The following is a 23,077-nucleotide window of genomic DNA, read 5'->3' on the forward strand; positions in this document are numbered from 1 at the left end:
AAAATAAACCTGTGGTCTGATTGGTTTTTTGTCAGCTCACAGGTTTTCAAATTGCACGTTTGATTTCATTCAGCGGCAGTTGTAAACGGCAGTATTACAACTTGAACGTAGCCCTTTATTGACTCATCGCATAGCGCCACATTTCATCGATTTCATCATTAGAAATATCTAAAAGAGTAAGCATATATTTGACCGAATCATTTGCTCGTTCAAACTTTTCAGATTCGTTATATTCAATCTGGACTCGTGTTTTTAGCGCTGAATCTTCAATAGCTGCTATTGATTGTTCAACCTTTTCTAACAATTCATACTGAAGAAGTGCAAGCTTAAATTGGCGTCTTGTAAGAGGTTTAAACTCAGCAAGACGCAGCTGCTCTTTTTCTTCATCAGAAAGATACTTTTGAGGGTTAATGTGACGATCTACTTCTTCAGCAGTCATTTCAATTAAATCGTCTTCAAAGGAAAAGACTTCACCAGTGGTATGATTTCTAAAATATTTCATCGTAATTCACTCCAAACGTTCGGATTAACTGTGCCTGTTGGCATATTGAGTCTGTAGGTGCTGCCGGGCTGTACAATAAATGAATAAAATCCCGATCCATAATTCGTTGAATAGTCATAAACATGTTTAAAAATTGACTGGCCATCAACTAGGCATTCAACCGTTGCAGTGCCACCACCCGTATCAGGAAAACAGATAATCACACCAATTGGACGCCCGGTTGAATTTAGGTAAGTTGTTTCTACGGCACGGCTAGAAAGGACATTTTGATAAGTTTGACCAATACCAATAGCGTTGTTTGCTGTTGTCGATATTGTGATGTTTCCAGATCCATCAAAAAGTGCCGAACCTGAAACAGCACCAGCTAAAGAAATCTGACGTGCTGTTACTAGCTTTTCGGCTGCTCCATCAGTGCGTCCAGTCCCCCCACAAGTCTTTGATAACGGCTGAGATCCGTTTGCAGACCAAACACCCCATGAATCACCATTCAAATAGAAATATCGAGTTGAACCTTCAAGCTGTAGCCTTGCTTCACCAATACCCCCACCAGCAACAAATACACCTTTGGTGGCGATGTCACCTGAATTATTTATGCTACCAGTATTTGATAAACCATTAGTTGCAAGACCACCTTTAACTGTACCGCCTTTTTCCGTAAGAATTTTTTCAAACTCAACTTCAAAGCCCTTTGCATCACGTGCTGTACGATACCAAAGCCCACTATTCGCATACTTTGCTAAGATTTGAACTGCTGGGGCAGATCCAGAGCCTAAAAAGTGCATTACTGTTGATGTGCCGCCACTTTCTTGAATCGTATAGACACCTGATTTTGCATTCCAAGCAACGTCATAAACAGTTGATGTCGTACCATCTGCTTTAAATTTCGTCTCATCATAAATAGTAATGTCGCTGGTACCATCAAAGGCAACCGAATTGATGCGACGCACATTTTGCAATTTTGTTGCTGTTGCGGCATTTCCATCAATATTCGATGGATCAATTTTTTTCCAAGAAGACCAAGTGCCATTATAAAAATGGCGATAGTACATAACCCCACCACCATTATATGGGATAAACCATTGATCACACCCAGCGCTTCCTTCAACACGCAAAGCAAATGCATTTGCTTGAGGAACGTTTGCTATTTGTGCTGTGCCTGCATCAGTATCTTGATAGTAAAAGCCTGTCTTTTGATAATTATTTAAATCCGCACCTGCAGGGATGTAGAAACTAACTGGAGGCACATTAATATTATTACTTGCATCAAACGCAACGCCATTTATCAAACGTGGATTTAATAGCTTGCCATCCAAATTACCAACATAAGTGGCCGTGCCTGTATATCCATAGAATTTATCTGCATAAATAGCTGCGCGAGATTGAATTGCACCTTTTGCATAAATCCCAAGATTAGGAACAAGACTAGCCTCTGAATAAGTATCAGAAGCAAGTACACCACCTGTTAATACGCGACGTCCTTTTTGCTCGTTTTCTGATGTGAACCATAAATCAGAATCGCCATAAACCTTATTGGCAAAGATTATGCCATTTACACGTAAATTCCCTGTAACGGTACCACCAGCAAGTGGAAGTTTAGAATCATCTTGTGTACCAATTACTCGCCAGCTGGACCAAGTTGCTGCATCTCCATTCACATTCCAAGTTTGGCGCATTGCCATTGTGCCATTGTTTGTCCCTTGAGCTTGATGTGGGTAATAGATTTGATGACAGGTGCCACCGCTTCTAATGACTACAAGAAAACCATAACCATATAACCCGGCAATATTTAATTCCGTAACGGTGTATTTACCATCTTTTAATGCTAAATCAAGTTGCTGAAGGGTTGAAACGCTGCCATTCCAGCATAGAGGGGCTTCAATATTTAGGTCTTGAGTTCCGTCGAAATAAACACTGTTAATATTCCGCCCATTTTGTAGTCGGGTTGCTGAAGCTGCATTACCAGAAATATTTGAATCGGTATATGCAATTTCTCTTTTGAATGTCCAAGTTTTATCCGCATAACCAGCTTGAAAATGGTACAGTCCAGAAGTCCCTTTATTAAATACAAGCGCGTTTTTTCGACCACCTGATGAATCATTCCATCCGTTTAAAGTGATGAAATCACAAAAAGCTGAAATACCGTCAGAGTTATAAGTTCCAAAGAAAGTTTGAACGGAATTTGATGCAAGTTCAGTCGGTAGTAACGTTCGATCATCACTCATTTGTAGACCGACTGCATTTGCATTTTTGTCTAACTTCAGAAGTTGTAAAGCTCTACCTTGTTTCGCAGTTAAAGCTTTCGAACTATCATCCGTGACTAAATCATCAACTAATTGCACTACACCTGCTTGTGTTACTGAAGCGGATCTAATTGTTTGCTGTGAGATGCCTGAAATTAAACCCTTGTCATTTACAGTAATTGATGGGATTTGAATTGTTGAAGAATATGTACCAGCAACGACGCCACTATTCGCAAGTGTTAATACACATGATGAGTTTGCAGAACCATCATAAGTGAATGAACCTGAAGCCGCGCCAGAGAAAGAAACTTGTCGAGGTGTAACAAGCTTTTCGGCTGCCCCATCTGCTCGGCCTGTACCACCGCACAATTTAGATAAGGGTTCAGATCCATTTTCGGTCCAAACGCCCCAAGAACCGCCATTAAGATAAAAATAGCGATTTGTACCCGCTAGTTGTAATCTTGCCTCCCCTGCTGCATTTCCAGCAACAAAAGTCCCTGTCGTATAAATATCACCAGTATTTGAAATACTATTTGTTGCAAGACCACCTTTAACTGTGCCGCCTTTTTCAGTCAGAATTTTTTCAAACTCTACTTCAAAGCCCTTTGCATCTCTTGCTGATCGATACCAAAGTCCACCATTCGCATATTTTGCTAAGATTTGAACTGCTGGGGCAGATCCAGAACCTAAGAAATGCATTACTGTTGATGTGCCGCCACTTTCTTGAATCGTATAGACACCTGATTTTGCATTCCAAGCAACGTCATAAACAGTTGATGTCGTACCATCTGCTTTAAATTTCGTCTCATCATAAATAGTAATGTCGCTGGTACCATCAAAAGCAACGGTATTGATACGACGCACATTTTGCAGCTTGCTTGCTGTTGCAGCATTTCCGTCAATATTCGATGGATCAATCTTTTTCCAAGGTGTCCATTTACCGACATAAAAATGACGGTAATACCTGATCCCACCACCATTGTATGGCATAAACCATTGTGATACGCCCGCATGGGTCTCTACACGTAAACCAAACGCGTTTGCTTGTGGAACATTTGCGATTTGAGATGCATTTAAATCTGTATCCTGATAATAAAAACCAATACTTTGATAGTTGTCTAAATCTGCACCTGCGGGAATATAAAATGCTACTGGTGGCACTCTAATATCATTACTGCCATCAAACGTAACACCGTTAATTAAGCGAGCATTTTTTAATTTTGTGGCTGAAGCAGCATTACCCGAAATATCTGAGTCTGTATAAGCAATTTGCTTTTTTAAAGTCCATGTTTCGCTATCATAATCAGCTTGATAATGATGCAAGGTTTGAGCTGTTTTATTAAAGACAAGTGCATTTTTACGGCCACCTGAATAATCATTCCAACCGTTCAATGTCAAATAATCACAGAAATAACTACTACCATCCGAATTTAAAGTGCCGAAAAAAGCCTGAATCGATTGTGATAATTGAGACGGTTTTAAAGTGCGATTGTCTTTTATTTGAAGACCAACTGCGTTGGCATTTTTATCAAGCTTATTATCTTGTAAATATTTACCCTGTTTTGCTGAAAGTGGTTTAGCTGGATCATTGGTTGCTAAATTATCAATGATCTCTTTACGAGGGACATAGTTATCATTTACCCACCCCTGTGTCGCATAGATCAGCGTGTCATCAAGTGTGACATTAACAATTTCAGCATCCTGAATATTGATTGTGAATCGAAGTTGATACTCTCGAACTGAGTTAGCCTCTTTATACACTGGGGCAACTGCACCATGTGAAAGAAGAGTCTTCCCGTCAATAATTAAACCAATTTCACGGATATAAAAACTACCCACAATCGGGGGTAAGATTGCTTCAACAATAACGAAATTATTGATTGTTGGATGCTTCTCGTATTTATTTACTCCTTGGCGATAAACCTCTTTAACCAAAGATGTACGGGTCTTATCTGGAGTCGGAGAAGAACCATTACCATCACCAAATGCGACATGTGTAATGTTGAGCTTTGTAGAAGTGGCAATCGCATTTGCAATGGCTGCGTCGCCAGCATTGGTCGTAACATTAAAATATGGGCTGCTCATTTATTGATAACCTTGTGGCATGCATTCGATAGTCACTGCGTCTTGCAGTGCAATCGCTGTATTGATGTATAAGACAGGATTCGATGTAATTTGGACGTTAGAGACCTGACGGGTTGCCGCTTTTGAGTCTTCAACTAAGCGGTTCACTTCGTGATATGTTTCTTCTGATAGTTCTTTACCGACGAGATCTAACTCGAGCGCGAATGTTCCGGGTTTACCGGGCGGCTCCATTTGAAACCATTCGATTAATTCAACTTCAAAGCCAAAGGGTTCTAATGCCCTTTTAATGGCCGCTGGTGTGCCTTTAATTTTGTGCTGTGGAATTGCTTGATTGATGATGTGGCGTTTTAACGCATCTGGCCACTCATCACGCCAATAATTAACTTGTCGCTCCCAAGCTAGATAGGCGAGAAAATCAGATGGTGCATGATCAACATCTTTGGCAAGTTTGATCGATGGCAAATTAAAAGCATCCGTACCAACCTCAGCCAGCTTTTTTTCTAAATCTGTTGCATTTGGGGGCAATAAAGATTTCATTATTCAGTCCCCCCGATTTGTACGTCGATGCCTGTACAAAATGCATGTTGGGCCTTACTAATAACGATGTCCGAAGTTGGATTTAGAATTTCTACCCGGCTAACACCATCCACATGTAATGCAGCATAAATGGCTGACAATCGAATCGATTGACCAATCTTTTTCGAATTCTTAACGTATTTCTGCAAACGTTCTTGTGCTACGGATAGCAACATGACGTTTTCAGCAGTTTGTGAAATATAAAGCCGGGCTTGAATCTGATACGTGACTGGTGTGCTGCTATGTACAGTAGGACGATCACCAACCGGGCGAACGTCTTCAGGATCTAAAGCTTTCTGTACTTTGTCTATAAGCTCTTGCGATGCTGAAAAGTCATCACTGTCATGTTGAGTGATATAAACATCTAAAAAGCAAGGATTGTCTTCATGTGAAATAATCGAAGCATCAGCTACACGGCCATCGGCTGATTTAGAAAAGAATTTATAAGCATTTGATGCGCCAGCCGTATTAAACCCGGATAAAGAAAGTAAACAACGTTCTTTTAAATCTTCATCACTTTCCATCACAGCAGATGTGGGCGGTACAGTATTTGGATTTGCTGGAGTAATAACGAGACGAGTGACCCCGTAATAACTTACAGCAATATGGTCCAGATCAGATCCGGTACTGAAAGCCAATAACAATGCCCGGGCATCCTGATTTCTCTGATTAGACGTTAATAATTCAAGATAAGCATTTTCTTGCAAAATTTTGGTCACAGGCTCAGATTCACGTCCTAAAACTTCAGTCCAATACGCCTGTTCTTCAGGTGGATATAAGGAAATAAAACGGGCTTTCCGCTTTGCCAAAATCTGTTCGTAATCCAGAACTTTGATAAGGTCTGGTGGTGGCAACTGAGAAAAATCAACAACGCTCATGCAGCTGCTCCTAATGTCAATCCAAGTGATAAATTCACAGGCTGATTTTGTTGAACAAGATCCGCATCGAGGCTGATTTGCATACGAGAGCCTTCAATGCTGAAGATATTGATCTGATTGATATTGATACGGGGTTCCCAGCGCAAAAGTGCCGAATAGATTGCGCTGTAACATTTCAAAATAAGAACGTCGTTTATAGGCTGATCGATTAGTTCATACAGCAATGACCCATATTCACGACGCATAAGCCTGCTACCAATTGGGGTAGTTAAAATGTCGGTTATAGACTGGCGAATTGACTCCAGCTCATCTGTGATTCGTAGTCCAACTACTCGATTCATTGTCATAGCAATGGTCCTCCAGATGTGTCTCCACCACCCTTAACTCCAATATGCTTGTGATTGCTTAGGCTAATATTTCCTGCTTTTACATCTGCTTTGGATGTAATGTCTTGAGTCGTAGATAACGAACCATTAATCGTTGTGTTACCGTTTAATGTGATTCCACCTGATGCATTAATTTCGACTTTACCGCCATCCGTTAAAGTGGCTTTAAGTACATGTGATGAGGTGTCATATTGAATGACCGTGCCATCTGAAAACTTTCGCAATTTGATATTTTCAGACTGAGCTGGGGCTGGATTGTCTTCGCTGTAAATTCCAAACAGCACTACTCCTTGCGCTAATTCCCCAGATGGAGAAAACACAATGCAACGCTCCCCCGAAGTCGGTGGATCCCAAGATGAGTCAGTCCCTGCTCTAATGTTGAGCCAGTTCAATTGGGCTGTTTTAATATCGCCTAGATTGACTGTGCACAAAGCCTTTTCAAGATCGACCGTATCGATTGAACCGAATCTGACAATGTTTTCTAAACGACGGATAATTTCTGAAATGTTCATGCTGCAATCGTGTTGCAGCATGATTAGAAATGCATGTGGTGGGAGTTGTAATTGAGGGTATTACAACTTAGTCAGAGGGGATTGTTTTCTTCAAAACGATTTCTAAATGATCTTCATTAGCTAGGCTATAAACTAAATCTTCGGTCTCATCTCTAAGGTCCCTAATCTGAAGGTAAGTGATTTTTTCAGAGTTTACTAATACCTTTGAATCTAGATTATTAACTATTTTAGATAAACGGAAATTGAGCCTATGAATGGCTGGAACAAATGTATTCTTTGCAAAAAAGAATCTTGAAATTTTCATAATCTCATTAGATAAGTTTAGGATTTAAAATGATGATTAATTACAAGATTCAAATCAACAAAATTACTGATATTTATAAAAAAACTAATTGATCTTAGAGATATGACTTAATACATCATTTTCAATCATTTCGACCTCTGCTGATGTAAAGCCAAGTAATTCACGCGATGGATATTTTACAACTGGACTATTCTTAGTTCGTCGAACGCGGTCTTTTAAGCCCATCTGATGAACTTGTGCAATAAAAGCAACATTACCCAAAAAACCAACTGAAACACCTTGTGGTTCTTGCTTAACCTTCATGAACCGAGCCATTTTAATCCGGTTAAACATTTTATTTTTAATACGCCCTTTCTTATCCCGGATCTTCTGATTTTTTCTTGGGACGTATGAGCTGCCATCGGGATTTTGTTGTTTGGTAATTCGGGCACTTTGGCTTTGCCGTAATTTACGGCCAATATCCATGCTGAGTTTACGTTTTTCTTTATCACTCAGTTGATTAAGTAAAATCCCTAAATGATGAAGTAAAGTTTTCATCTCAGCCATGTTTACTTCCTCACAGGTAGCGGCATTGCTAAAGCGAAGCTATCTGGACTTTCAACGGACATCCATTGTGCTAAAACGTCGCCTGTCGCTTGATCGATCAAACTTACTTCCTGCGCTTGTTCTGTTTGAGTTGCTTGGGGTTCCGGAGGATGATCGACGGTTATAGTGCCGTCTGGTGCACGTTTAACGATGACACGTTCAGTCAGTGGAATAGTAATGGCCAAATCGACTTTGTCGTTAGCGAGCAAATCTGCCTCAAAACGAACTCCCTCTTTAACCCGGTCTAAATTCGACAAAAGCTCAGACTGATTTACCCGGAGCCAATCGAATAAAGGTATGGCCACAGAATCAAGATCACCAGCATAATCAGTCAAAATGATATTTGCTAAATATGAAAACTCATAAGAAAGCCCCGCCGCAAAGGTGCATTTCAATGCACCCTGGTCGGCAAAGATTTGCAGCCGGTCTGGATCTCGTCGTAACTCAATCACTGCATTCATCAAATGAGCACGAAGGTCATTTAATTTTTTCATGCTGCTTTTTTAACTCCGTAAATCGGCTCGAGGTGATCAAACTCTTTTTGGAATTTAGCTTGATAGCCTAATTTCTTATAATTCGGCCCATTGTAAAGAGTAAAAATAGCATCCCAGTCCTGTTTCTTTAATGCCTCGAGCAAACCCGGTTTCCATTCGATAAAGCGAATAAATGCTTCAAGCTGAAGCGATTCACTGGCCTGCATTTGTGCTACAAAATCTTGTACTGAGTCATAACCCAAATCTTTCCAGTTCTCACCCATGATTTGAAATTGACCCCAAGACGTAGACATAAGTGCCGAATCTTCATGGATCTGTTTGGCTAATGCTAAACGTACATGTTCCGCTTCATTACCCTGATAACCACCCGGCTTTGTGTTCACTAAATTCGGTACCAATTTCATTTGGTTTTTAGCAAATGCATCACCTTTGAATCGTTTTAAATATTCATACATACGATGACGTTCAAACAGGATCTTGACCTTCCCATTTTTTAAAAAGCCAACACCTTGACCTTCAACCGCACCGAATACACGAATGACCAATTCAGGTAACCCTAAGCGCTTGGCCGCATTAACGTAATCCGAGTCTTTAAGGAATTTATCAAGTCCGTTCCCTGCCAAAGCTTCACGGGTTTTGTCACCGACTTTACCATCAGCCACAAGTCCAGCTTTTTGTTGAAATTGGATCACAGCATATTCAGTGCTTTCACCAAAAATACCGTCGATACTTAAAACTTTTCCTGTTTTACCTTTATAGCCAAAGCCCGCTAATTGTCTTTGTAAAGTAACTACTGCATTACCTTTCGAGCCGAATTTTAAGATCATGATGTACTCCAGATTTTCGCAACATTACCCTTTGTTCGATAAACAATAAGTGTGAGCAGCATGGCTAAAATGGCATCCCACACTGTTACAGGTTCTTTAAAAAATACGATATAGACTGCTTGGCCAATAAAACTTGCTACTAGCACAGTCGCAAGGAATGCAAAGCCTTTATGATGCCCTGAGCGCTCAAAACTTAGGATTCGGAAGCCACAGAACAAATAACAAAGCACAGCAACGATTTGAACAATGATCATGAGTTACCTCCCCCTCGAAAAGTTTTCCAGAGCTGAGCAAGAGTTGAGTTTTTTACCCAATCAAGCAATTTGATCAGGATGTAAATTGAAAAAATGGCCGCAAGCATTGAAGCCGTTGCATCACTACTGATGTATTGAGTTCGGCTAGTAATTTCAGGCCCAAGTAAATAACCAAAGCCGACGCATAAAAGCATGAATGCAATGCGTTGTTTTGCGCTAAGTTCTTTTTCGAGATAAGCCACAAAAGCTGCTCCCAATACGGCACCAAGCAAGGCATTACCATTAATAAATGGTAATAATGAAACCGCTGCGAGACCTGTGGTTGTTGCAGCTGTAGTTGAAGTTGGTTCTGGCATAATTAGTCCCAAAGCTGAATAGTTTGTGTAATTTGTTGGGGAGCAGATAAGTCAGGTAAATTGACCTCTGTACCGATGGGGAGAATTGCGCCGATGTTCGCCAGTTTTGGATTTGCTTCTAAAACTTTCTCGACAACACCTAGAGAACGTCCGTAATAACGCCAACAAATTAGGTCAATCGTGTCGTTTTGAATTGATCGAACTGTGTTCATATCAATTCAACCGTAGTGTGTGATTGACCCAATAATTGTTTGATAGCCCACTGTTTATTTCGTCGACTTTCATCAATCGTAGGTGTTAATTCTTTTGCATTTTTATTGCCCGAAGTACTTGTGTCATAACTTCGATATTGCTCATTAACTTTTGCCGCCACACCATTTGAAATAGCTGAAAAATACAAAATTTCTGTATCTGGTTTTCCATCAACTTTTGCTGTTGCTAACTCGGCCAAACTTGAAGCAGAACTTACTAATTTATTAAGTAAGCGGTTTACATCGATAATTTCTTCTAAAGTAACCTGTTTAAGCCGGGCATCAGATACGGCCCCATCAATTCGAACAAAGCTACGAATTTCATCTAAAGAAATACTTGGAAAAAAATCTGTACTGCTGATTGTTATATTGGATGGTGTTGTATTACCGTTTGCGGAAAATCCCATGTTACTCCCCCATTAATGCACTGGTGGGAACAATGGCTCGGTGAGGATTTACTGTGTAAGATCACTACCATTGTTCGCCAGTGCGGTGCGTGGGCACTCGTTATGATGATGCTGTTACATCACCCTTATTTGTTTCTGTTTCAGTTGATAGATTCGTATCTGGTGCAAATTTATCGTAAAGTTTTTGCACAAGATTCAAATCGCCGCGTCCACCACACTTATCATCCAGTTCAACGGCTTTTTGTAGATAATCTAAAGCAGCTTTTGTATGAACAGGATCTGGCGCGTCCTTATCAGTAATCAATCGCAATTCCGCTTTACCTAAGGCTAAATACATTTTTGCCTTAACCTGATCAGGCATGTCTAAAGTCGGCTGCGGTAAATCAGGATTGGTCATTAAGCTTTCGAGCTGCTTCAACACATCAATGTCAATCTCAACATTTGTTTTAAGCTGCTTGAGGAAAGTTGCAGAAATTTCTTCGGTGATAACGCATGCTGGTGTTCGTTCAAAGCGGTCAGGTAAAGACAAGTTATGAACGAGAACATATTCAGCAATCTGTAACGCTTGACTGAAGTTAGATGTATCAATATTCCAGATCATCATTTCAGTAAGAATTTCATCCTGTACACCACTTTGCGCTTCAAGAATGCCATCGATATAAGGGGCATAATTTGGTAGCAATTCTGATTTAAGTTTGATCTTATTTTCAGTCGACTGGATCTGCTTTAAGCGAGCACGGTCATTGTTGAGCTGCATAAGTTGCAGCTCGTATGCCGTTGCATTTTTCATACTGCCGAACTCTGCAGCTTGTTCGGCTGCAGATTTGGCTTGATGTTTACGAAAATGTTGACGGGCTAAGTTCATGCGTGATTACCCCGCAAGTACTTCAATATTTTCAGCCATTGCAGCTAACCCTAAATCTTCGATGTAGTAGTCTTCATTTGAAGATTCATAGTTTTCAATTTGGTCACGTTTTGGATTATCAATAACGGTACGACGACGAGCACCTTCTTGAACATAAATTGAAAGGTTATCGAAGGTAGTTACTAGCAAACAATCTTCAGGGAAAAATGGAACTGCATAGACTGGTAAATTGCCCATGCGTTTTTGACTGATAATGATGTCCGCAGCTAACTTTTCAGAGTTAGGCTGTTCTTTATTTACCAGAGGGAAATATTTATCTGACTGAAGTTTACGGCTACAAATAACCACTAAATCTGGATTGCCTTGATGTACTTCATCAATCATTTCGTCAACAATATTCATGACTAATGCATCAAGGTTTTGGTAGTCGCCACCTGCCCCGATTGTTAATTTTCCAGCGGTTTTACCTTCTTTTAGGACACGGCTTTTATTTTCTTCACGTTGCTTTTGTAACCAGCCTTTATTGACATCCTGAAGCAATGGATTAGCAACAATATCAGTATTTGGCGCTGCTGAAATACCATTGAAGCCAATCATGATACGGTCAAGAGCTTGGCGTTTAATAATTACGCTTCGGAATTTAGTATAAAAGTCTGGAAATTTTGCCCATTGATCTAACTTGGCATACTTAATTGAAGTATCAAAGTTAGTTTGACGGCACAAATATACGCGATCATCCATTGAGGTTGGATCATTCGCTTGTCGTTCACCAGTATTTGTATTGGTACGCGAAGCAATCGGACGATTAACTCCTAAACCAACCGCAGCAGCTGACTGTTCAGTAACAAGGTGAATATTAATGCGGGAAAGGAATTCAGATGACTGCTGAATTTTTTCTTCCAATTTTTGTTGGACTGAAGGTTCAACATTAAATTTCTTTTCTACTGTTTCAACGCCATTAAGTTTGGCCAATTGAGTCATTACAGCATTGTATTTTTGACGTGTTAGGTTACGCATGTTTTTCTCTATAAATTTCTAATAATCAGGAATTAACAATCGACTTCGGCTTCAATTTCTGAGAAGGAAGTGCTAGACGCTGTTGGTCGTGGTGATTGGTCAGGTGTGATGTCGAGCTTTGCTTGCAACTGTGAAAAGTCAGTGGCTAACTGATCGTGCTTTTGCTTCAGGTCGTTGTAGGAAGCTTGGAGATTAGTGACTTCGCTACCCTGCTCAGCCGTCTGTTGAGCAATCTCAAGGATGGCTTGCTCTGTGTTGCTAAAAGACTCGGTGGTTGCTTGTTCTTGTTGTTCTTGCTTTTTGAAAATATTTCGAATTGTGCTAACGAGACCAGCACCAAAAACTTTTGGTTCTTCGACTTCTTCAAATTCCAGCTCTGCTTCAGCTGCCGCTGTAAACAAGTTGTCTTTATGCTGCTTTTTGCTTTCAAAAGGATTTTTTTCAGCATTTGCAGCGAACTGCAACATATCCGTACCCAAAGAAGCTGGGTAATCAGTAACAGCTAAACCAACTAAATAGGCTTTGCCTGAATTGGCAAAATTAGGATTAACTTCAATAGATGTATAAATTTTTTGGTTGCGTTTATTGAGCGCAATCAAATTGTCATTTGGTTCAATTTGGGCAAATAAAGTAAGTTTCTTTTCACCGTTGACATCGACCTTTTCGGCTTTTACTGCAACCACATCACCATAAGCCCCGAAGCTGCTATCGGGTGAAACACTACGGATGTGCTCAACGTTAATACGCGCACCATATGTTTGTGGGTTGTAGGTTTCTACGATTTCTTGAATCCAGTTTTCCTGAATTTCACGACCATCAGTGGTATCCCCTGCCGTCGCAATACGGAACCACTTTGATTTAAATTTTTTTGGTTTCTGCTCTTTGCTGCTCATGCTGCATTTACCTATGAAAAATTGGAGTTCGGGCAATTTCGATAGGTGCAGAATGGGCAATGTGACTGTGTCGTCGCAACGAGCGTCAGTTGTAATTCAACGGTTTACAACTCGCTAAGGCTGAATCTGAAAGCCTGTACTGCCAATGTTTGCAGCAGATAAGTTGCAGACATTGGATATGAATGAATTTTCACAATTAGCAAACGTCAATTTGTTTCTCGACAATCGACTAAAAGCTAAATTTCTTTATTGGTGTGGGTGGAAAATCACCGACATAGCCGAGGTTCTCGATGAAAAAGAGAGAACCATTCAGGCATGGAAAACCAGAGACGAGTGGGAAAAAACCAAACCTGAAAACCGAGTGGCTCAAGCTATTGAAGCCCGTCTAATTACACTCATTTTTAAAAATAAAAAATCTAGCGGCGACATGAAGGAAGTCGACCTTCTAATGAGGGAACTCGAACGACTGGCCCGAATTGAGCGTTACCGAGATACAGGCAAAGAATCAGATCTAAATCCAAATATTCAGAACCGTAATGCGGTTGCGAAAAAGCAGAAAAAACCTAATACCTTTACCGAACAAGAAGTCGAGATCCTCATTACTGCATTTGAGGAAAATCTCTACGACTACCAGTGGGACTGGTATCGAGCTGGCAATCAACGTACACGTGCAATTCTAAAAAGTCGTCAAATCGGGGCAACTTACTACTTTGCACGTGAGGCATTTATCGATGCGCTTAAAACTGGCCGCAATCAGATTTTCTTATCTGCATCTAAAGCTCAAGCACATATTTTCAAAACCTACATTCAACAATTTGCTTTTGAACATACGGGGGTGGAGCTTAAAGGTGATCCAATCATCATAGGTAACAACCAAGCAAACCTCACTTTCTTGGGTACAAATGCCCGAACAGCTCAAGGCCACCACGGTAATTTCTATTTCGACGAATTTTTCTGGACTTATGGTTTTAACGAACTAAACAAAGTCGCATCAGGTATGGCCATGCATAAGAAATGGCGTAAAACCTATTTCTCTACACCATCAACGATGGCACACCAAGCCTACGCATTTTGGACTGGTGAGCGCTATAACCGTGGCAGACCTAAAGACCAACGTTTAAATATTGATGTCTCTCATGATGCGTTAAAACGTGGTCGATATTGTGAAGACAAGCTTTGGCGTCAGATCGTTACAATTCTTGATGCTGAAAATGGCGGCTGTGATTTATTTGATATTGATGAACTTCGTTTCGAATATTCAGCCGAGGAATTTGCAAACTTATTGATGTGTCAATTCATCGATGATGGTGCGTCAATTTTCCCTCTTAACATGCTGCAAGCCTGCATGGTTGATAGCTGGGAAGCATGGTCTGAAGACTATAAACCGTTCCATATTCGTCCACTTGCAAGCCGTCCAGTTTGGGTGGGTTATGACCCTGCTGAAACAGGAGATAGCGCTGGTCTTGTTGTTGTTGCCCCACCTTCAGTGGCTAATGGCAAATTCAGAATTTTAGAGCGCCATCAATTCAGAGGCATGGACTTTAAATCACAAGCAGAACAGATCCGCCAAATTACCCTACGTTACAACGTTACTTATATCGGCTTGGATACAACTGGTATGGGTACAGGTGTAGCCCAATTAGTTCGCCAATTCTTTCCAGCATTAACAACATTCAGCTATAGCCCCGAAGTTAAAACTCAACTCGTATTAAAAACACTGGATGTTATCCGCAATGGGCGTCTCGAATTTGATGCTGGTCATACCGACATCGCGCAGTCCCTTATGAGCATCAAAAAAACACTTACAGCAAGTCAAAGGCAAATGACGTTTACCGCAGGACGTTCTGAAGAAATCGGACATGCGGATTTAGCTTGGGCACTCATGCATGCCGTTTATAACGAACCGTTAGAAGGCACAACTATTTCAAATTCATCAATTTTGGAGATTTACTCTTGAAACCTATTAATCTTTTAAAAAGTGCCTTCAATGCCCTTTCTACTCAAGTTCAAACGGTCAAACCTGTTGGCCGTACCGAGGCTTTTACTTTTGGTGATCCAATACCAGTTTTATCTGGTGGCGACCTTTCTGAATATATGGAATGCTGGTTCAATGGCCGCTGGTATGAACCTGCGGTGAGTATCGCTGGTCTCTCAAAATCATTCCGTGCAACGCCTTATCTGAGCAGCGGCATCATTTTCAAACGTAATTTTTTAGTAAATCAGTTTATTCCTCACCCTCTTTTAAACCGTTCAGCCTTTGAACAAATCGCATTCGATTATATTTGGTCAGGGAATGCATATATTGAGGAAATCAAATCTATAACTAACAAGACGCTGCAATTTAAACCAAGTCTCTCAAAATACATGCGAGTGGGTCTGGATGGTCATTATTTCATGATTACGAATGATCATCTTGGCTATTCAGAATATGAATTCCCTATGGGTCGAATTACTCATATCCGCGAATCAGACATTGACCAAGAGATTTACGGCAAACCTGAATATATCGCTGCATTACAAAGTTTATGGCTCAATGAATCAGCTACGCTTTTCCGTCGCAAATACTATAACAATGGTAGTCATGCTGGTTTCATTATGTATGTGAACGACCCCGCAAATGATCCTCAAGATATTGATAATCTGCGTCAGGCTTTAAAAGACAGTAAAGGGCCGGGCAATTTCCGTAACTTGTTTTATTACAGTCCGAATGGGAAAAAAGATGGTGTTCAAATCATTCCCGTTTCTGAAATTGCGGCCAAAGATGATTTTGCAAATATCAAAAACATTACACGTGATGACATTCTAGCTGCATTACGAATCCCACCTCAACTCATGGGAATCGTTCCAAACAACACAGGCGGCTTTGGATCTGTTATGGATGCAGCGGACGTTTTCTATCACAATGAGGTCATGCCTTTGCAATCTCGCTTATTACAAATTAATGAATTAACAGGCATAGAATTAATTCGTTTTAAAGAATATGATTTGAAAAAGTCCGCTTAAAAATTACTCTATGGCTGTTGAATTCACATACTTATATCAAGTCGAGAAGAAAGATAGTTTACCTGTCTTGGCTTTAGTTACTTTAGATAAAGAGGGTTACTTTCAAACCCTTTCAAGTGCTGATGGTAAACTCTTTAAAATTATTGGTAGTGATCGAATAGTAATTGAAGGTAAAGAGTATATCTGGCGTGAAAGCTCTGCCTATAAAAGAAAGCCCCATAAATAAGGGGCTTTTTTTTCAGCCAAAAAATAAGACAAAATTGTCTCATTTATTTATTGATAATAAGACAATTTTGTCCTATAATAAACCCATGTTTAAACAAGGAGTAGCTTATGAGCTTCAACGAGTTTAAACGATGGCTTTTAGCACAGGGAGTTATCTTTGTGCGAAAGGGTAAAGGATCACACATGATTATTGAACTTAACGGTAAGAAAAGTGTTTTCCCTAACCACGGTAAGAAAGAGATACCTGAAGGCACTCGTTTAAAAATTAAAAAGGATTTGGGGCTTTAAGCCTCAAATCCTTAAAGCTCAGCTACCCCATATATCAAGTGAAGTTTTTTTCACAATCATCATCAACCAAAGGGCGCACAATGAAATATTATGTAAATATAGAACGGGAGGGAGAGGCTTTTATAGTCAGCTCTCGAGACGTTCCGCTTTTAAATAGTGTTGGTTACTCATTAGATGAAGCATTATCTGAAGCTTTAGATGGTATAGAAACTGCTTTCGAAATTTATATGGATGACCGCGAGGCTATACCATTACCAACGAAGGGTAAGAAAGGTGAATATGAAGTTCATCTTCCAGTACGTGTTGCAGCTAAAGTACGTTTATATAATGAGATGATCTCTCAAGACGTTACTAAAGCTGAACTAGCTCGTCGTCTTGGCTGGTTACAAAAACAAGCGGATCGTTTGCTTTCATTAAAACACTCAACAAAACTTGAATCGATTGAAAGTGCCTTCCAAGCATTAGGCAAGGATCTCGATATAGTGATCGCATAAGCGATTTAATCAAAAAAAAGCCAGCATTTGCTGGCTTTTTTATTGTCTGTAATTTTTATCAGTAAATCCTAAACACTACCCTACCTTTACTGGCCGCCGCGCAGTTGCCCGCCCCACCTGCGGTCTCTATGCAGGGCTGATTTACTGCATAAGGCATAAGGCCAAAAATGGGCTGCAAGATACGCCATTACACGGGGTTTATAGGGAAATACTAGAAAAAAGAATACTGCATTTCACTACAAGCCTATTCTTAAAATTTTTTATAAAACTAGTTCGTATCTTCTATTGAATCTATGAATGTTTGAATAGTAGCAGTTGAAAAAAAATCATCAAAGTTATACTTATTTTTCAGTTTCTTGATATAAGCTTCGTTTACGAATCCCTCAACTTCCATGCCATCTTTAATTACAGAAACTTTAACCCAACCATTATGTGAATCTTTATAAATCTTCAGCACAGTTTCTCTTTGTAGTACAAGTAATTTCTCACTTTCAAAATTAGGAGCTTCTCTTAAGTTAATTCGAGATTTGGTCACACCTTCTGCTTGCACATTATTTATCGCATACTCATAAGCTTCATTCAAATCTTTGTAAGAATCTAAGTGGCCAATATAATGATTAAAAAACAATGTAAGCCAGATAAAGACCCACTTATAGCTTGTTGCTTTACTATCAAAATTTTGATTTAGAATAGGATTTTCTAAAACTACCTGAGGTGTTTCAATCCTTTCTTCAATCATACTTTTGAAGATAGCAGTATCTTCCTCTACAGAATGTGTCCCTTCTCTTCTTTGTATATACTCGTTTCTAAAGTCATCATTATTAGATATTTCTACAATAGTATTTAAATAATTTTCTATATTTTTTTTAACGATAGGATCATTTAAGTATTTCTGTAACTTTTGAGCGGCTTGTTGAATTGCCATTAAATTACTTTGTACTTCGGGGCTTCTTAAAAAATTACCAAAATTTTGCTGGACCTTTATCAATATCTGATTGGCTAGCTGAATATTCTTTTGAAGTTCAGGATTACTTGTAAATTTAGCTATTTCACTTAGCGGTATAGATGACAATTTGAATCCCTCAATCAATTCCTAATTTGGAAGTATAAGAACAATCATAAATACTTCTTAATATACTTAATAGTGCATCAATTTTTTTATTTTTAATAGCACATGATTTATACCTACTTTGAATAAAAAAGGCATAAATATGTCTCTTTCTATAACAGCTAATCAATTTGAAGTAATAAAGTAATATATAGGTATAAGTTATTGATAAATAATTATATAATTCATTACTTAATTAAGTAATTTTTTGTAATTTTTGAAGTAATAAAATTTAAGTGATTGATTTAATTGAGTTGAATATCTTTAAAAAAATACTTTTTTATACAGTAAGTTATTACTAGCATATTACTTAAATATTACATTTTAAAAACTATATAAGATATTGAAAATAATAGAGTATTTGTAAAATATTACTTTATTACTTCAAAATTTAGATACCCCTGATATTTTTTTAAATATATCAAAACTAGGATTTTTGATGATTTTTCATTCTTATCAAGAAAATTTGATGGGAATGAAATGGGAATGAGATCCTCTTATTTACTCAATATCTATTACATTGCATTGCGCGAGTAATATTACGTTGGTAAGTAATTTTAGAGAAACTAGAGGGATGATTTTCTTTTAAAAATCAAGAATATGGTCGGAGCAGTAGGATTCGAACCTACGACCCCCTGGTCCCAAACCAGGTGCACTACCAGGCTGTGCTATGCTCCGAAATTGGGGTGAATGACGGGATTCGAACCCGCGACAACTGGAATCACAATCCAGGGCTCTACCAACTGAGCTACATCCACCATCAAATAAGTTCTATGTACCAAGCTACCAAATGGCGCGCCTGACAGGATTCGAACCTGTGACCATCCGCTTAGAAGGCGGATGCTCTATCCAACTGAGCTACAGGCGCTTAACCGATGATGCTTATCATGCGATACTTCGCCGATCTTAAAATATTATTTTAAGTGGTCGGAGCAGTAGGATTCGAACCTACGACCCCCTGGTCCCAAACCAGGTGCACTACCAGGCTGTGCTATGCTCCGATCTATCTCAGCTTTTGCTGTATCGCACATCGTGCGGTACGGTGTGCATTCTAGGCGCGACGCCCTCAGACGTCAACACCTATTCTAAAAAAAAGTTAAAAATCCTTATCAAATGTATATTTAACAAGCATTTTGAGGTTTTTTAACGTTTTAAAGATGCACTAAAGGCTAACATTCGATCTAAAGGCATTTTGGCACGTTCAGCCAGCGCTGGATCAACGTGTATTTCCTGATCACCTTTTTGTAAAACTTCTAAAATTCCGTCAAGTTCATTCATTGCCATCCACGGACAGTGAGCACATGAACGACAAGTTGCCCCCTCACCCGCTGTTGGTGCTTCAACTAAAATCTTATTGGGTACCGCTTGCTGCATTTTATAGAAAATACCGCGGTCTGTTGCCACAATGAGTCTTTCATTTGGCAAAGTCTGCGCAGCTTTAATGAGTTGAGACGTACTACCTACCGCATCTGCAATTTCTACAACTGATTCTGGCGACTCTGGATGTACCAATACAGCAGCGTCTGGATACAGTGCTTTCATGCTGGCAATACCACGTGCACGGAATTCTTCATGCACAATACATGCACCATCCCAAAGCAACATATCTGCACCGGTTTTCTTTTGGATATAGCGACCTAAATGCTGATCTGGTGCCCAAATAATTTTTTCACCTAAGCTGTCTAGATGCTCAACAATTTCGACAGCACAGCTTGAAGTTACGACCCAATCTGCACGTGCTTTAACAGCAGCCGATGTGTTTGCATAAACAACTACAGTATGGTCAGGATGTTGATCACAAAATGCTGTGAACTCATCAACTGGACAGCCCAAGTCGAGTGAACAAGTTGCTTCAAGTGTCGGCATTAAAATTGTTTTTTCAGGAGACAGAATTTTAGCTGTCTCCCCCATAAATTTAACCCCAGCAACGACTAATGTTGAGGCAGCATGATCGCGTCCAAAACGGGCCATTTCTAAAGAATCAGAAACACATCCACCTGTTTTTTCAGCAAGCTCTTGTACTTCAGGGTCGCAATAGTAATGAGCAACAAGGACAGCATCACGTTTTTTGAGCTCTGCTTCGATCTGTGCAAACTTTTGTTGTTTTGCTTCTTCACTTAAGCGATTGTCTTTTGGCTCACCTAAACGGTCTAAATGCGCTTGTACAATGTTTTTTGCATCGTTGGCAATTAAAGTCGCATCACTCATAAAACGTCTTCTCTATCCTTTATGCTGGCATACCTGCTCGCATATAACGTTACTGCTTAAATGATTTAATAGATTGAATCATTTAATATCAAAAGTTGGGGCTAATAAAAAAGCCTCTTTGTCGAGGCTTGATTATAACTGAATATTTACGAACGGTAATCTGCATTAATCTTGACATAGTCGTAAGATAAGTCGCATGTGTAGACCGTGTCTTTGGCTTGTCCGCGACCTAAGTCAACACGAATGGTAATTTCGGTTTGTGCCATAACGCGCGCACCAGCTTCTTCGGTATAGTCCTCTGCTGCACCACCATCTTTACAGATTTGTACGTCGTCTAGCCATACCTGAATTTTAGACACGTCTAAGTCTTTCACTCCAGCATAACCAATTGCCGCTAAAATACGTCCCCAGTTCGGGTCAGATGCAAAAAGTGCAGTTTTAACGAGTGGAGAATGCGCAATGCTATACGCAATGTCACAACATTCCTGAATGTTACCACCGCCCTCTACCGCAACAGTAATAAACTTAGTTGCACCTTCGCCATCACGAATAATTAACTGCGCTAAACGGTTCATAACACGAGCAAGTACTTCTAATACTTTCGCGTAGCGTGCATCGCTGTCTGATGTAATTTCAGCACCACCTGCCTGACCAGTCGCCACAAAAATACAAGAGTCATTTGTTGAAGTATCACCATCAATAGTAATACGGTTAAATGAATGCTCAACTGTGGTCTTTAATAGTTTTTGCACTAAATCGCGGCTAATAGGCGCATCTGTAGCAACAAAGCTCAGCATGGTTGCCATGTTTGGACGGATCATACCTGCGCCTTTACTAATACCTGTCATGGTATAAGTAATGCCATCAAGTTCAAATTGTTCAGATGCACCTTTAGGCACAGTGTCTGTCGTCATAATGCCAGTTGCAGCATCATTCCAAGCAGCCTCTTGTACGCTATTTAATGCAGGCTGAAGACCAGCAAGTAAACGCTCCATTGGAAGCTGCTCACCAATCACACCTGTAGAAAACGGAAGTACTTCAAAACTGTTCACACCAGCAAGCTCAGCTAACTTCGCGCAAGTGTCTTGGGCATTTTTTAAGCCTGTAGGTCCAGTACCCGCATTGGCATTACCTGTATTAATTACTAAATAACGAGGGTTGCCTTGTGCAAGATGAGCTTTCGATACATGAACAGGTGCTGCACAGAATGCATTTTGGGTAAATACCCCAGCAACGTTTGAACCTTCTGCAAACTCAAAAATGACTAAATCTCGTCGGTTCTGGTAACGTACATATGCTTCAGTTGAGCCAATTTTTACACCTTTTACCACATGCATTTGTGGCATTGTTACGTCGCCGACAGCCATTTTTAGAACATCCAGAGTTTGTTATGAAAAGATTAATATTTCAGAAAATAGCGATGTAACAAAACATGCTTTACATGAAATATCAGTGTTGACAGCTTATTAGAAAAGCCTGAAAAAATCGAGCGCTAAAAATAGCTTATTGTTGCTCTAATTTTAATAAAATATCTTTCTTATCAAGACCACCCGCAAAACCGACCAAGGCGCCGCCTGCCCCAATGACTCGGTGACAAGGTGCAATAATTGAAATCGGGTTTTTACCGTTGGCAGCACCTACTGCACGCACGGCTTTTTCATTGCCAATTTGAACAGCAATCTCTTTATAACTTCTTGTTTCACCATAGGGAATACTGAGTAATGTCGCCCACACCTGCTTTTGAAATGCTGTACCTTCAAAATCTAATGGCAAGCTAAACTCGCGGCGTGTACCGTCAAAGTATTCTTTTAACTGTTGCTCAGTTTTTAATAAAACTGGATGCTCAGTTTGTTCGACCAGCTCTGCTAGTCGAACACGTTTTGGATTTTCATTGTCCCAAAGTACTGCCACCAAAGCATTTTCATTCGCAACTAGCTTTAATTGCCCAACAGGCGAATTGATATACTTATAAGACAGCAACATACTTTATCCTTTTAAGATGGAGACGAAATTTTCATTAGAACCAGTCCCGATACAATCAGTACAGCGGCAATCATTCTCATCGCACCAATAGGTTCATGAAGAAAAAATATACCCACTAAAAATGATCCAATTGCACCTATGCCTGTCCAAACCGTATAAGCAGTACCAAGGGGTAGAGTTTTCATTGATATTGAAAGCAGAACTACACTCAAAATCATAAAAACTACGGTAATAATACTAGGGGTTAAACGTGTAAAACCTTCAGACATTTTCATAGAATATGCCCAAATGATTTCAAATACACCTGCTAAAATTAAAATAGCCCAAGCCATAACA

The 23,077-nt window shown here is 39.8% G+C and carries 26 protein-coding genes and 4 tRNA genes; 5 read left to right on the forward strand and 25 right to left on the reverse strand.

All coding sequences use genetic code 11. From position 1 onward, the window contains the following. Positions 1 to 115: 115 nt before the first annotated feature. The 16 genes from F985_RS18960 to F985_RS19040 all read right to left on the reverse strand — a co-directional run bounded on the left by F985_RS18960 (position 116) and on the right by F985_RS19040 (position 13,432). On the reverse strand, positions 116 to 502 hold the full coding sequence (locus F985_RS18960) for a hypothetical protein (RefSeq protein ID WP_004703705.1): 387 nt from the start codon (positions 500 to 502) through the stop codon (positions 116 to 118). Continuing rightward, entirely contained in the window at positions 499 to 4,827 is a 4,329-nt protein-coding gene (locus tag F985_RS26205) for a phage tail-collar fiber domain-containing protein (protein ID WP_004703708.1), read from the reverse strand. The genes F985_RS18960 and F985_RS26205 overlap by 4 nt, the downstream gene beginning before the upstream one ends. After that, positions 4,828 to 5,352 carry a phage tail protein I gene (locus F985_RS18970; RefSeq protein ID WP_228128578.1) on the reverse strand — a complete coding sequence of 175 codons (525 nt, stop codon included), beginning with the start codon at positions 5,350 to 5,352 and terminating at the stop codon, positions 4,828 to 4,830. Positions 5,353 to 5,363: 11 nt separating this feature from the next. Beyond that, positions 5,364 to 6,281: a baseplate assembly protein gene (locus tag F985_RS18975; RefSeq protein ID WP_004703712.1), complete on the reverse strand. Its 918-nt coding sequence runs from the start codon at positions 6,279 to 6,281 to the stop codon at positions 5,364 to 5,366. Then, a complete protein-coding gene (locus F985_RS18980) occupies positions 6,278 to 6,628 on the reverse strand; it encodes a GPW/gp25 family protein (protein ID WP_004703713.1) in 351 nt (116 codons plus the stop codon). Before F985_RS18980 ends, F985_RS18975 begins: the two co-directional genes overlap by 4 nt. After that, on the reverse strand, positions 6,625 to 7,179 hold the full coding sequence (locus tag F985_RS18985; RefSeq protein ID WP_004703715.1) for a phage baseplate assembly protein V: 555 nt from the start codon (positions 7,177 to 7,179) through the stop codon (positions 6,625 to 6,627). The genes F985_RS18980 and F985_RS18985 overlap by 4 nt, the downstream gene beginning before the upstream one ends. A 388-nt stretch (positions 7,180 to 7,567) precedes the next feature. Next, complete coding sequence (locus F985_RS18995; RefSeq protein ID WP_004703719.1) at positions 7,568 to 8,029, reverse strand: phage virion morphogenesis protein; 462 nt, start codon at positions 8,027 to 8,029, stop codon at positions 7,568 to 7,570. Between the two features lie 2 nt (positions 8,030 to 8,031). Beyond that, on the reverse strand, positions 8,032 to 8,562 hold the full coding sequence (locus F985_RS19000; protein WP_004703721.1) for a phage tail protein: 531 nt from the start codon (positions 8,560 to 8,562) through the stop codon (positions 8,032 to 8,034). After that, positions 8,559 to 9,389 carry an N-acetylmuramidase domain-containing protein gene (locus F985_RS19005; protein ID WP_004703723.1) on the reverse strand — a complete coding sequence of 277 codons (831 nt, stop codon included), beginning with the start codon at positions 9,387 to 9,389 and terminating at the stop codon, positions 8,559 to 8,561. Before F985_RS19005 ends, F985_RS19000 begins: the two co-directional genes overlap by 4 nt. Continuing rightward, entirely contained in the window at positions 9,386 to 9,643 is a 258-nt protein-coding gene (locus tag F985_RS19010) for a phage holin family protein (protein WP_004703724.1), read from the reverse strand. The genes F985_RS19005 and F985_RS19010 overlap by 4 nt, the downstream gene beginning before the upstream one ends. Next, on the reverse strand, positions 9,640 to 9,999 hold the full coding sequence (locus F985_RS19015) for a putative holin (protein ID WP_004703727.1): 360 nt from the start codon (positions 9,997 to 9,999) through the stop codon (positions 9,640 to 9,642). Before F985_RS19015 ends, F985_RS19010 begins: the two co-directional genes overlap by 4 nt. A 2-nt stretch (positions 10,000 to 10,001) precedes the next feature. Continuing rightward, positions 10,002 to 10,211, reverse strand: a complete 210-nt coding sequence (locus F985_RS19020) for a tail protein X (protein ID WP_004703729.1) — start codon at positions 10,209 to 10,211, stop codon at positions 10,002 to 10,004. Continuing rightward, positions 10,208 to 10,657, reverse strand: coding sequence for a head completion/stabilization protein (locus F985_RS19025; protein ID WP_004703731.1), 450 nt, complete (start codon positions 10,655 to 10,657; stop codon positions 10,208 to 10,210). Before F985_RS19025 ends, F985_RS19020 begins: the two co-directional genes overlap by 4 nt. A gap of 100 nt (positions 10,658 to 10,757) precedes the next feature. Then, entirely contained in the window at positions 10,758 to 11,522 is a 765-nt protein-coding gene (gene gpM / locus F985_RS19030; protein ID WP_004703733.1) for a phage terminase small subunit, read from the reverse strand. 6 nt (positions 11,523 to 11,528) lie between these two features. Further along, a complete protein-coding gene (locus F985_RS19035) occupies positions 11,529 to 12,539 on the reverse strand; it encodes a phage major capsid protein, P2 family (protein ID WP_004703735.1) in 1,011 nt (336 codons plus the stop codon). A 32-nt stretch (positions 12,540 to 12,571) separates the two neighbouring features. After that, complete coding sequence (locus tag F985_RS19040) at positions 12,572 to 13,432, reverse strand: GPO family capsid scaffolding protein (protein WP_004703738.1); 861 nt, start codon at positions 13,430 to 13,432, stop codon at positions 12,572 to 12,574. Positions 13,433 to 13,610: 178 nt separating this feature from the next. On the opposite strand from F985_RS19040, the gene F985_RS19045 reads away from it, so the two are divergent. The 5 genes from F985_RS19045 (at position 13,611) to F985_RS19065 (ending at position 17,442) form a co-directional block, all read left to right on the forward strand. Then, positions 13,611 to 15,389 (forward strand): terminase large subunit domain-containing protein, encoded by a 1,779-nt coding sequence (locus F985_RS19045; RefSeq protein WP_025469202.1) that lies wholly within the window; start codon positions 13,611 to 13,613, stop codon positions 15,387 to 15,389. Beyond that, entirely contained in the window at positions 15,386 to 16,435 is a 1,050-nt protein-coding gene (locus F985_RS19050; protein ID WP_004703743.1) for a phage portal protein, read from the forward strand. Before F985_RS19045 ends, F985_RS19050 begins: the two co-directional genes overlap by 4 nt. 10 nt (positions 16,436 to 16,445) lie before the next feature. Beyond that, positions 16,446 to 16,661 carry a hypothetical protein gene (locus tag F985_RS19055; protein WP_004703744.1) on the forward strand — a complete coding sequence of 72 codons (216 nt, stop codon included), beginning with the start codon at positions 16,446 to 16,448 and terminating at the stop codon, positions 16,659 to 16,661. 107 nt (positions 16,662 to 16,768) lie between these two features. Beyond that, the gene (locus F985_RS19060; RefSeq protein ID WP_004703746.1) at positions 16,769 to 16,948 is read left to right on the forward strand and encodes a type II toxin-antitoxin system HicA family toxin; all 180 of its coding nucleotides are present in this window, start codon (positions 16,769 to 16,771) and stop codon (positions 16,946 to 16,948) included. 80 nt (positions 16,949 to 17,028) lie between these two features. Continuing rightward, positions 17,029 to 17,442 (forward strand): type II toxin-antitoxin system HicB family antitoxin, encoded by a 414-nt coding sequence (locus F985_RS19065; RefSeq protein ID WP_004703748.1) that lies wholly within the window; start codon positions 17,029 to 17,031, stop codon positions 17,440 to 17,442. Between the two features lie 268 nt (positions 17,443 to 17,710). On the opposite strand, the gene F985_RS19070 is transcribed toward F985_RS19065, so the two are convergent. From F985_RS19070 to F985_RS19110, 9 genes are all read right to left on the reverse strand, one after another. Then, positions 17,711 to 18,514 (reverse strand): SH3 domain-containing protein, encoded by an 804-nt coding sequence (locus F985_RS19070; protein ID WP_004703751.1) that lies wholly within the window; start codon positions 18,512 to 18,514, stop codon positions 17,711 to 17,713. Between the two features lie 637 nt (positions 18,515 to 19,151). Then, a tRNA-Pro gene (locus F985_RS19075) sits at positions 19,152 to 19,228 on the reverse strand. 4 nt (positions 19,229 to 19,232) lie between these two features. Continuing rightward, positions 19,233 to 19,308 (reverse strand) — tRNA-His (locus F985_RS19080). A 33-nt stretch (positions 19,309 to 19,341) separates the two neighbouring features. Then, a tRNA-Arg gene (locus tag F985_RS19085) sits at positions 19,342 to 19,418 on the reverse strand. 56 nt (positions 19,419 to 19,474) lie between these two features. After that, a tRNA-Pro gene (locus F985_RS19090) sits at positions 19,475 to 19,551 on the reverse strand. A gap of 142 nt (positions 19,552 to 19,693) precedes the next feature. Then, positions 19,694 to 20,758: a quinolinate synthase NadA gene (gene nadA, locus F985_RS19095; protein ID WP_004703754.1), complete on the reverse strand. Its 1,065-nt coding sequence runs from the start codon at positions 20,756 to 20,758 to the stop codon at positions 19,694 to 19,696. Positions 20,759 to 20,904: 146 nt separating this feature from the next. Then, complete coding sequence (gene argJ, locus F985_RS19100; protein ID WP_004703756.1) at positions 20,905 to 22,125, reverse strand: bifunctional glutamate N-acetyltransferase/amino-acid acetyltransferase ArgJ; 1,221 nt, start codon at positions 22,123 to 22,125, stop codon at positions 20,905 to 20,907. Positions 22,126 to 22,261: 136 nt separating this feature from the next. Then, positions 22,262 to 22,741 (reverse strand): methylated-DNA--[protein]-cysteine S-methyltransferase, encoded by a 480-nt coding sequence (locus tag F985_RS19105; protein WP_004703757.1) that lies wholly within the window; start codon positions 22,739 to 22,741, stop codon positions 22,262 to 22,264. A gap of 11 nt (positions 22,742 to 22,752) precedes the next feature. Further along, entirely contained in the window at positions 22,753 to 23,073 is a 321-nt protein-coding gene (locus F985_RS19110; protein ID WP_004703760.1) for a DMT family transporter, read from the reverse strand. Positions 23,074 to 23,077 lie beyond the last annotated feature (4 nt).

Source organism: Acinetobacter seifertii, from assembly GCF_000368065.1.
Classification (GTDB): domain Bacteria; phylum Pseudomonadota; class Gammaproteobacteria; order Pseudomonadales; family Moraxellaceae; genus Acinetobacter; species Acinetobacter seifertii.

What these genes read in the sequence shown, in the direction of transcription:
- F985_RS19055 (WP_004703744.1), top strand. Translation starts at nt 16,446, where the DNA reads ATGGCTGTTGAATTCACATACTTATATCAAGTCGAGAAGAAAGATAGT.
- argJ (WP_004703756.1), bottom strand. Translation starts at nt 22,125, where the DNA reads ATGGCTGTCGGCGACGTAACAATGCCACAAATGCATGTGGTAAAAGGT.
- F985_RS19045 (WP_025469202.1), top strand. Translation starts at nt 13,611, where the DNA reads ATGAATGAATTTTCACAATTAGCAAACGTCAATTTGTTTCTCGACAAT.
- F985_RS19005 (WP_004703723.1), bottom strand. Translation starts at nt 9,389, where the DNA reads ATGATCTTAAAATTCGGCTCGAAAGGTAATGCAGTAGTTACTTTACAA.
- F985_RS19060 (WP_004703746.1), top strand. Translation starts at nt 16,769, where the DNA reads ATGAGCTTCAACGAGTTTAAACGATGGCTTTTAGCACAGGGAGTTATC.
- F985_RS18995 (WP_004703719.1), bottom strand. Translation starts at nt 8,029, where the DNA reads ATGGCTGAGATGAAAACTTTACTTCATCATTTAGGGATTTTACTTAAT.
- F985_RS19110 (WP_004703760.1), bottom strand. Translation starts at nt 23,073, where the DNA reads ATGGCTTGGGCTATTTTAATTTTAGCAGGTGTATTTGAAATCATTTGG.
- F985_RS19105 (WP_004703757.1), bottom strand. Translation starts at nt 22,741, where the DNA reads ATGTTGCTGTCTTATAAGTATATCAATTCGCCTGTTGGGCAATTAAAG.
- F985_RS19015 (WP_004703727.1), bottom strand. Translation starts at nt 9,999, where the DNA reads ATGCCAGAACCAACTTCAACTACAGCTGCAACAACCACAGGTCTCGCA.
- F985_RS26205 (WP_004703708.1), bottom strand. Translation starts at nt 4,827, where the DNA reads ATGAGCAGCCCATATTTTAATGTTACGACCAATGCTGGCGACGCAGCC.
- F985_RS18980 (WP_004703713.1), bottom strand. Translation starts at nt 6,628, where the DNA reads ATGACAATGAATCGAGTAGTTGGACTACGAATCACAGATGAGCTGGAG.
- F985_RS18975 (WP_004703712.1), bottom strand. Translation starts at nt 6,281, where the DNA reads ATGAGCGTTGTTGATTTTTCTCAGTTGCCACCACCAGACCTTATCAAA.
- F985_RS19010 (WP_004703724.1), bottom strand. Translation starts at nt 9,643, where the DNA reads ATGATCATTGTTCAAATCGTTGCTGTGCTTTGTTATTTGTTCTGTGGC.
- nadA (WP_004703754.1), bottom strand. Translation starts at nt 20,758, where the DNA reads ATGAGTGATGCGACTTTAATTGCCAACGATGCAAAAAACATTGTACAA.
- gpM (WP_004703733.1), bottom strand. Translation starts at nt 11,522, where the DNA reads ATGAACTTAGCCCGTCAACATTTTCGTAAACATCAAGCCAAATCTGCA.
- F985_RS19025 (WP_004703731.1), bottom strand. Translation starts at nt 10,657, where the DNA reads ATGGGATTTTCCGCAAACGGTAATACAACACCATCCAATATAACAATC.
- F985_RS19035 (WP_004703735.1), bottom strand. Translation starts at nt 12,539, where the DNA reads ATGCGTAACCTAACACGTCAAAAATACAATGCTGTAATGACTCAATTG.
- F985_RS18960 (WP_004703705.1), bottom strand. Translation starts at nt 502, where the DNA reads ATGAAATATTTTAGAAATCATACCACTGGTGAAGTCTTTTCCTTTGAA.
- F985_RS18985 (WP_004703715.1), bottom strand. Translation starts at nt 7,179, where the DNA reads ATGAACATTTCAGAAATTATCCGTCGTTTAGAAAACATTGTCAGATTC.
- F985_RS19020 (WP_004703729.1), bottom strand. Translation starts at nt 10,211, where the DNA reads ATGAACACAGTTCGATCAATTCAAAACGACACGATTGACCTAATTTGT.
- F985_RS19000 (WP_004703721.1), bottom strand. Translation starts at nt 8,562, where the DNA reads ATGAAAAAATTAAATGACCTTCGTGCTCATTTGATGAATGCAGTGATT.
- F985_RS19065 (WP_004703748.1), top strand. Translation starts at nt 17,029, where the DNA reads ATGAAATATTATGTAAATATAGAACGGGAGGGAGAGGCTTTTATAGTC.
- F985_RS19040 (WP_004703738.1), bottom strand. Translation starts at nt 13,432, where the DNA reads ATGAGCAGCAAAGAGCAGAAACCAAAAAAATTTAAATCAAAGTGGTTC.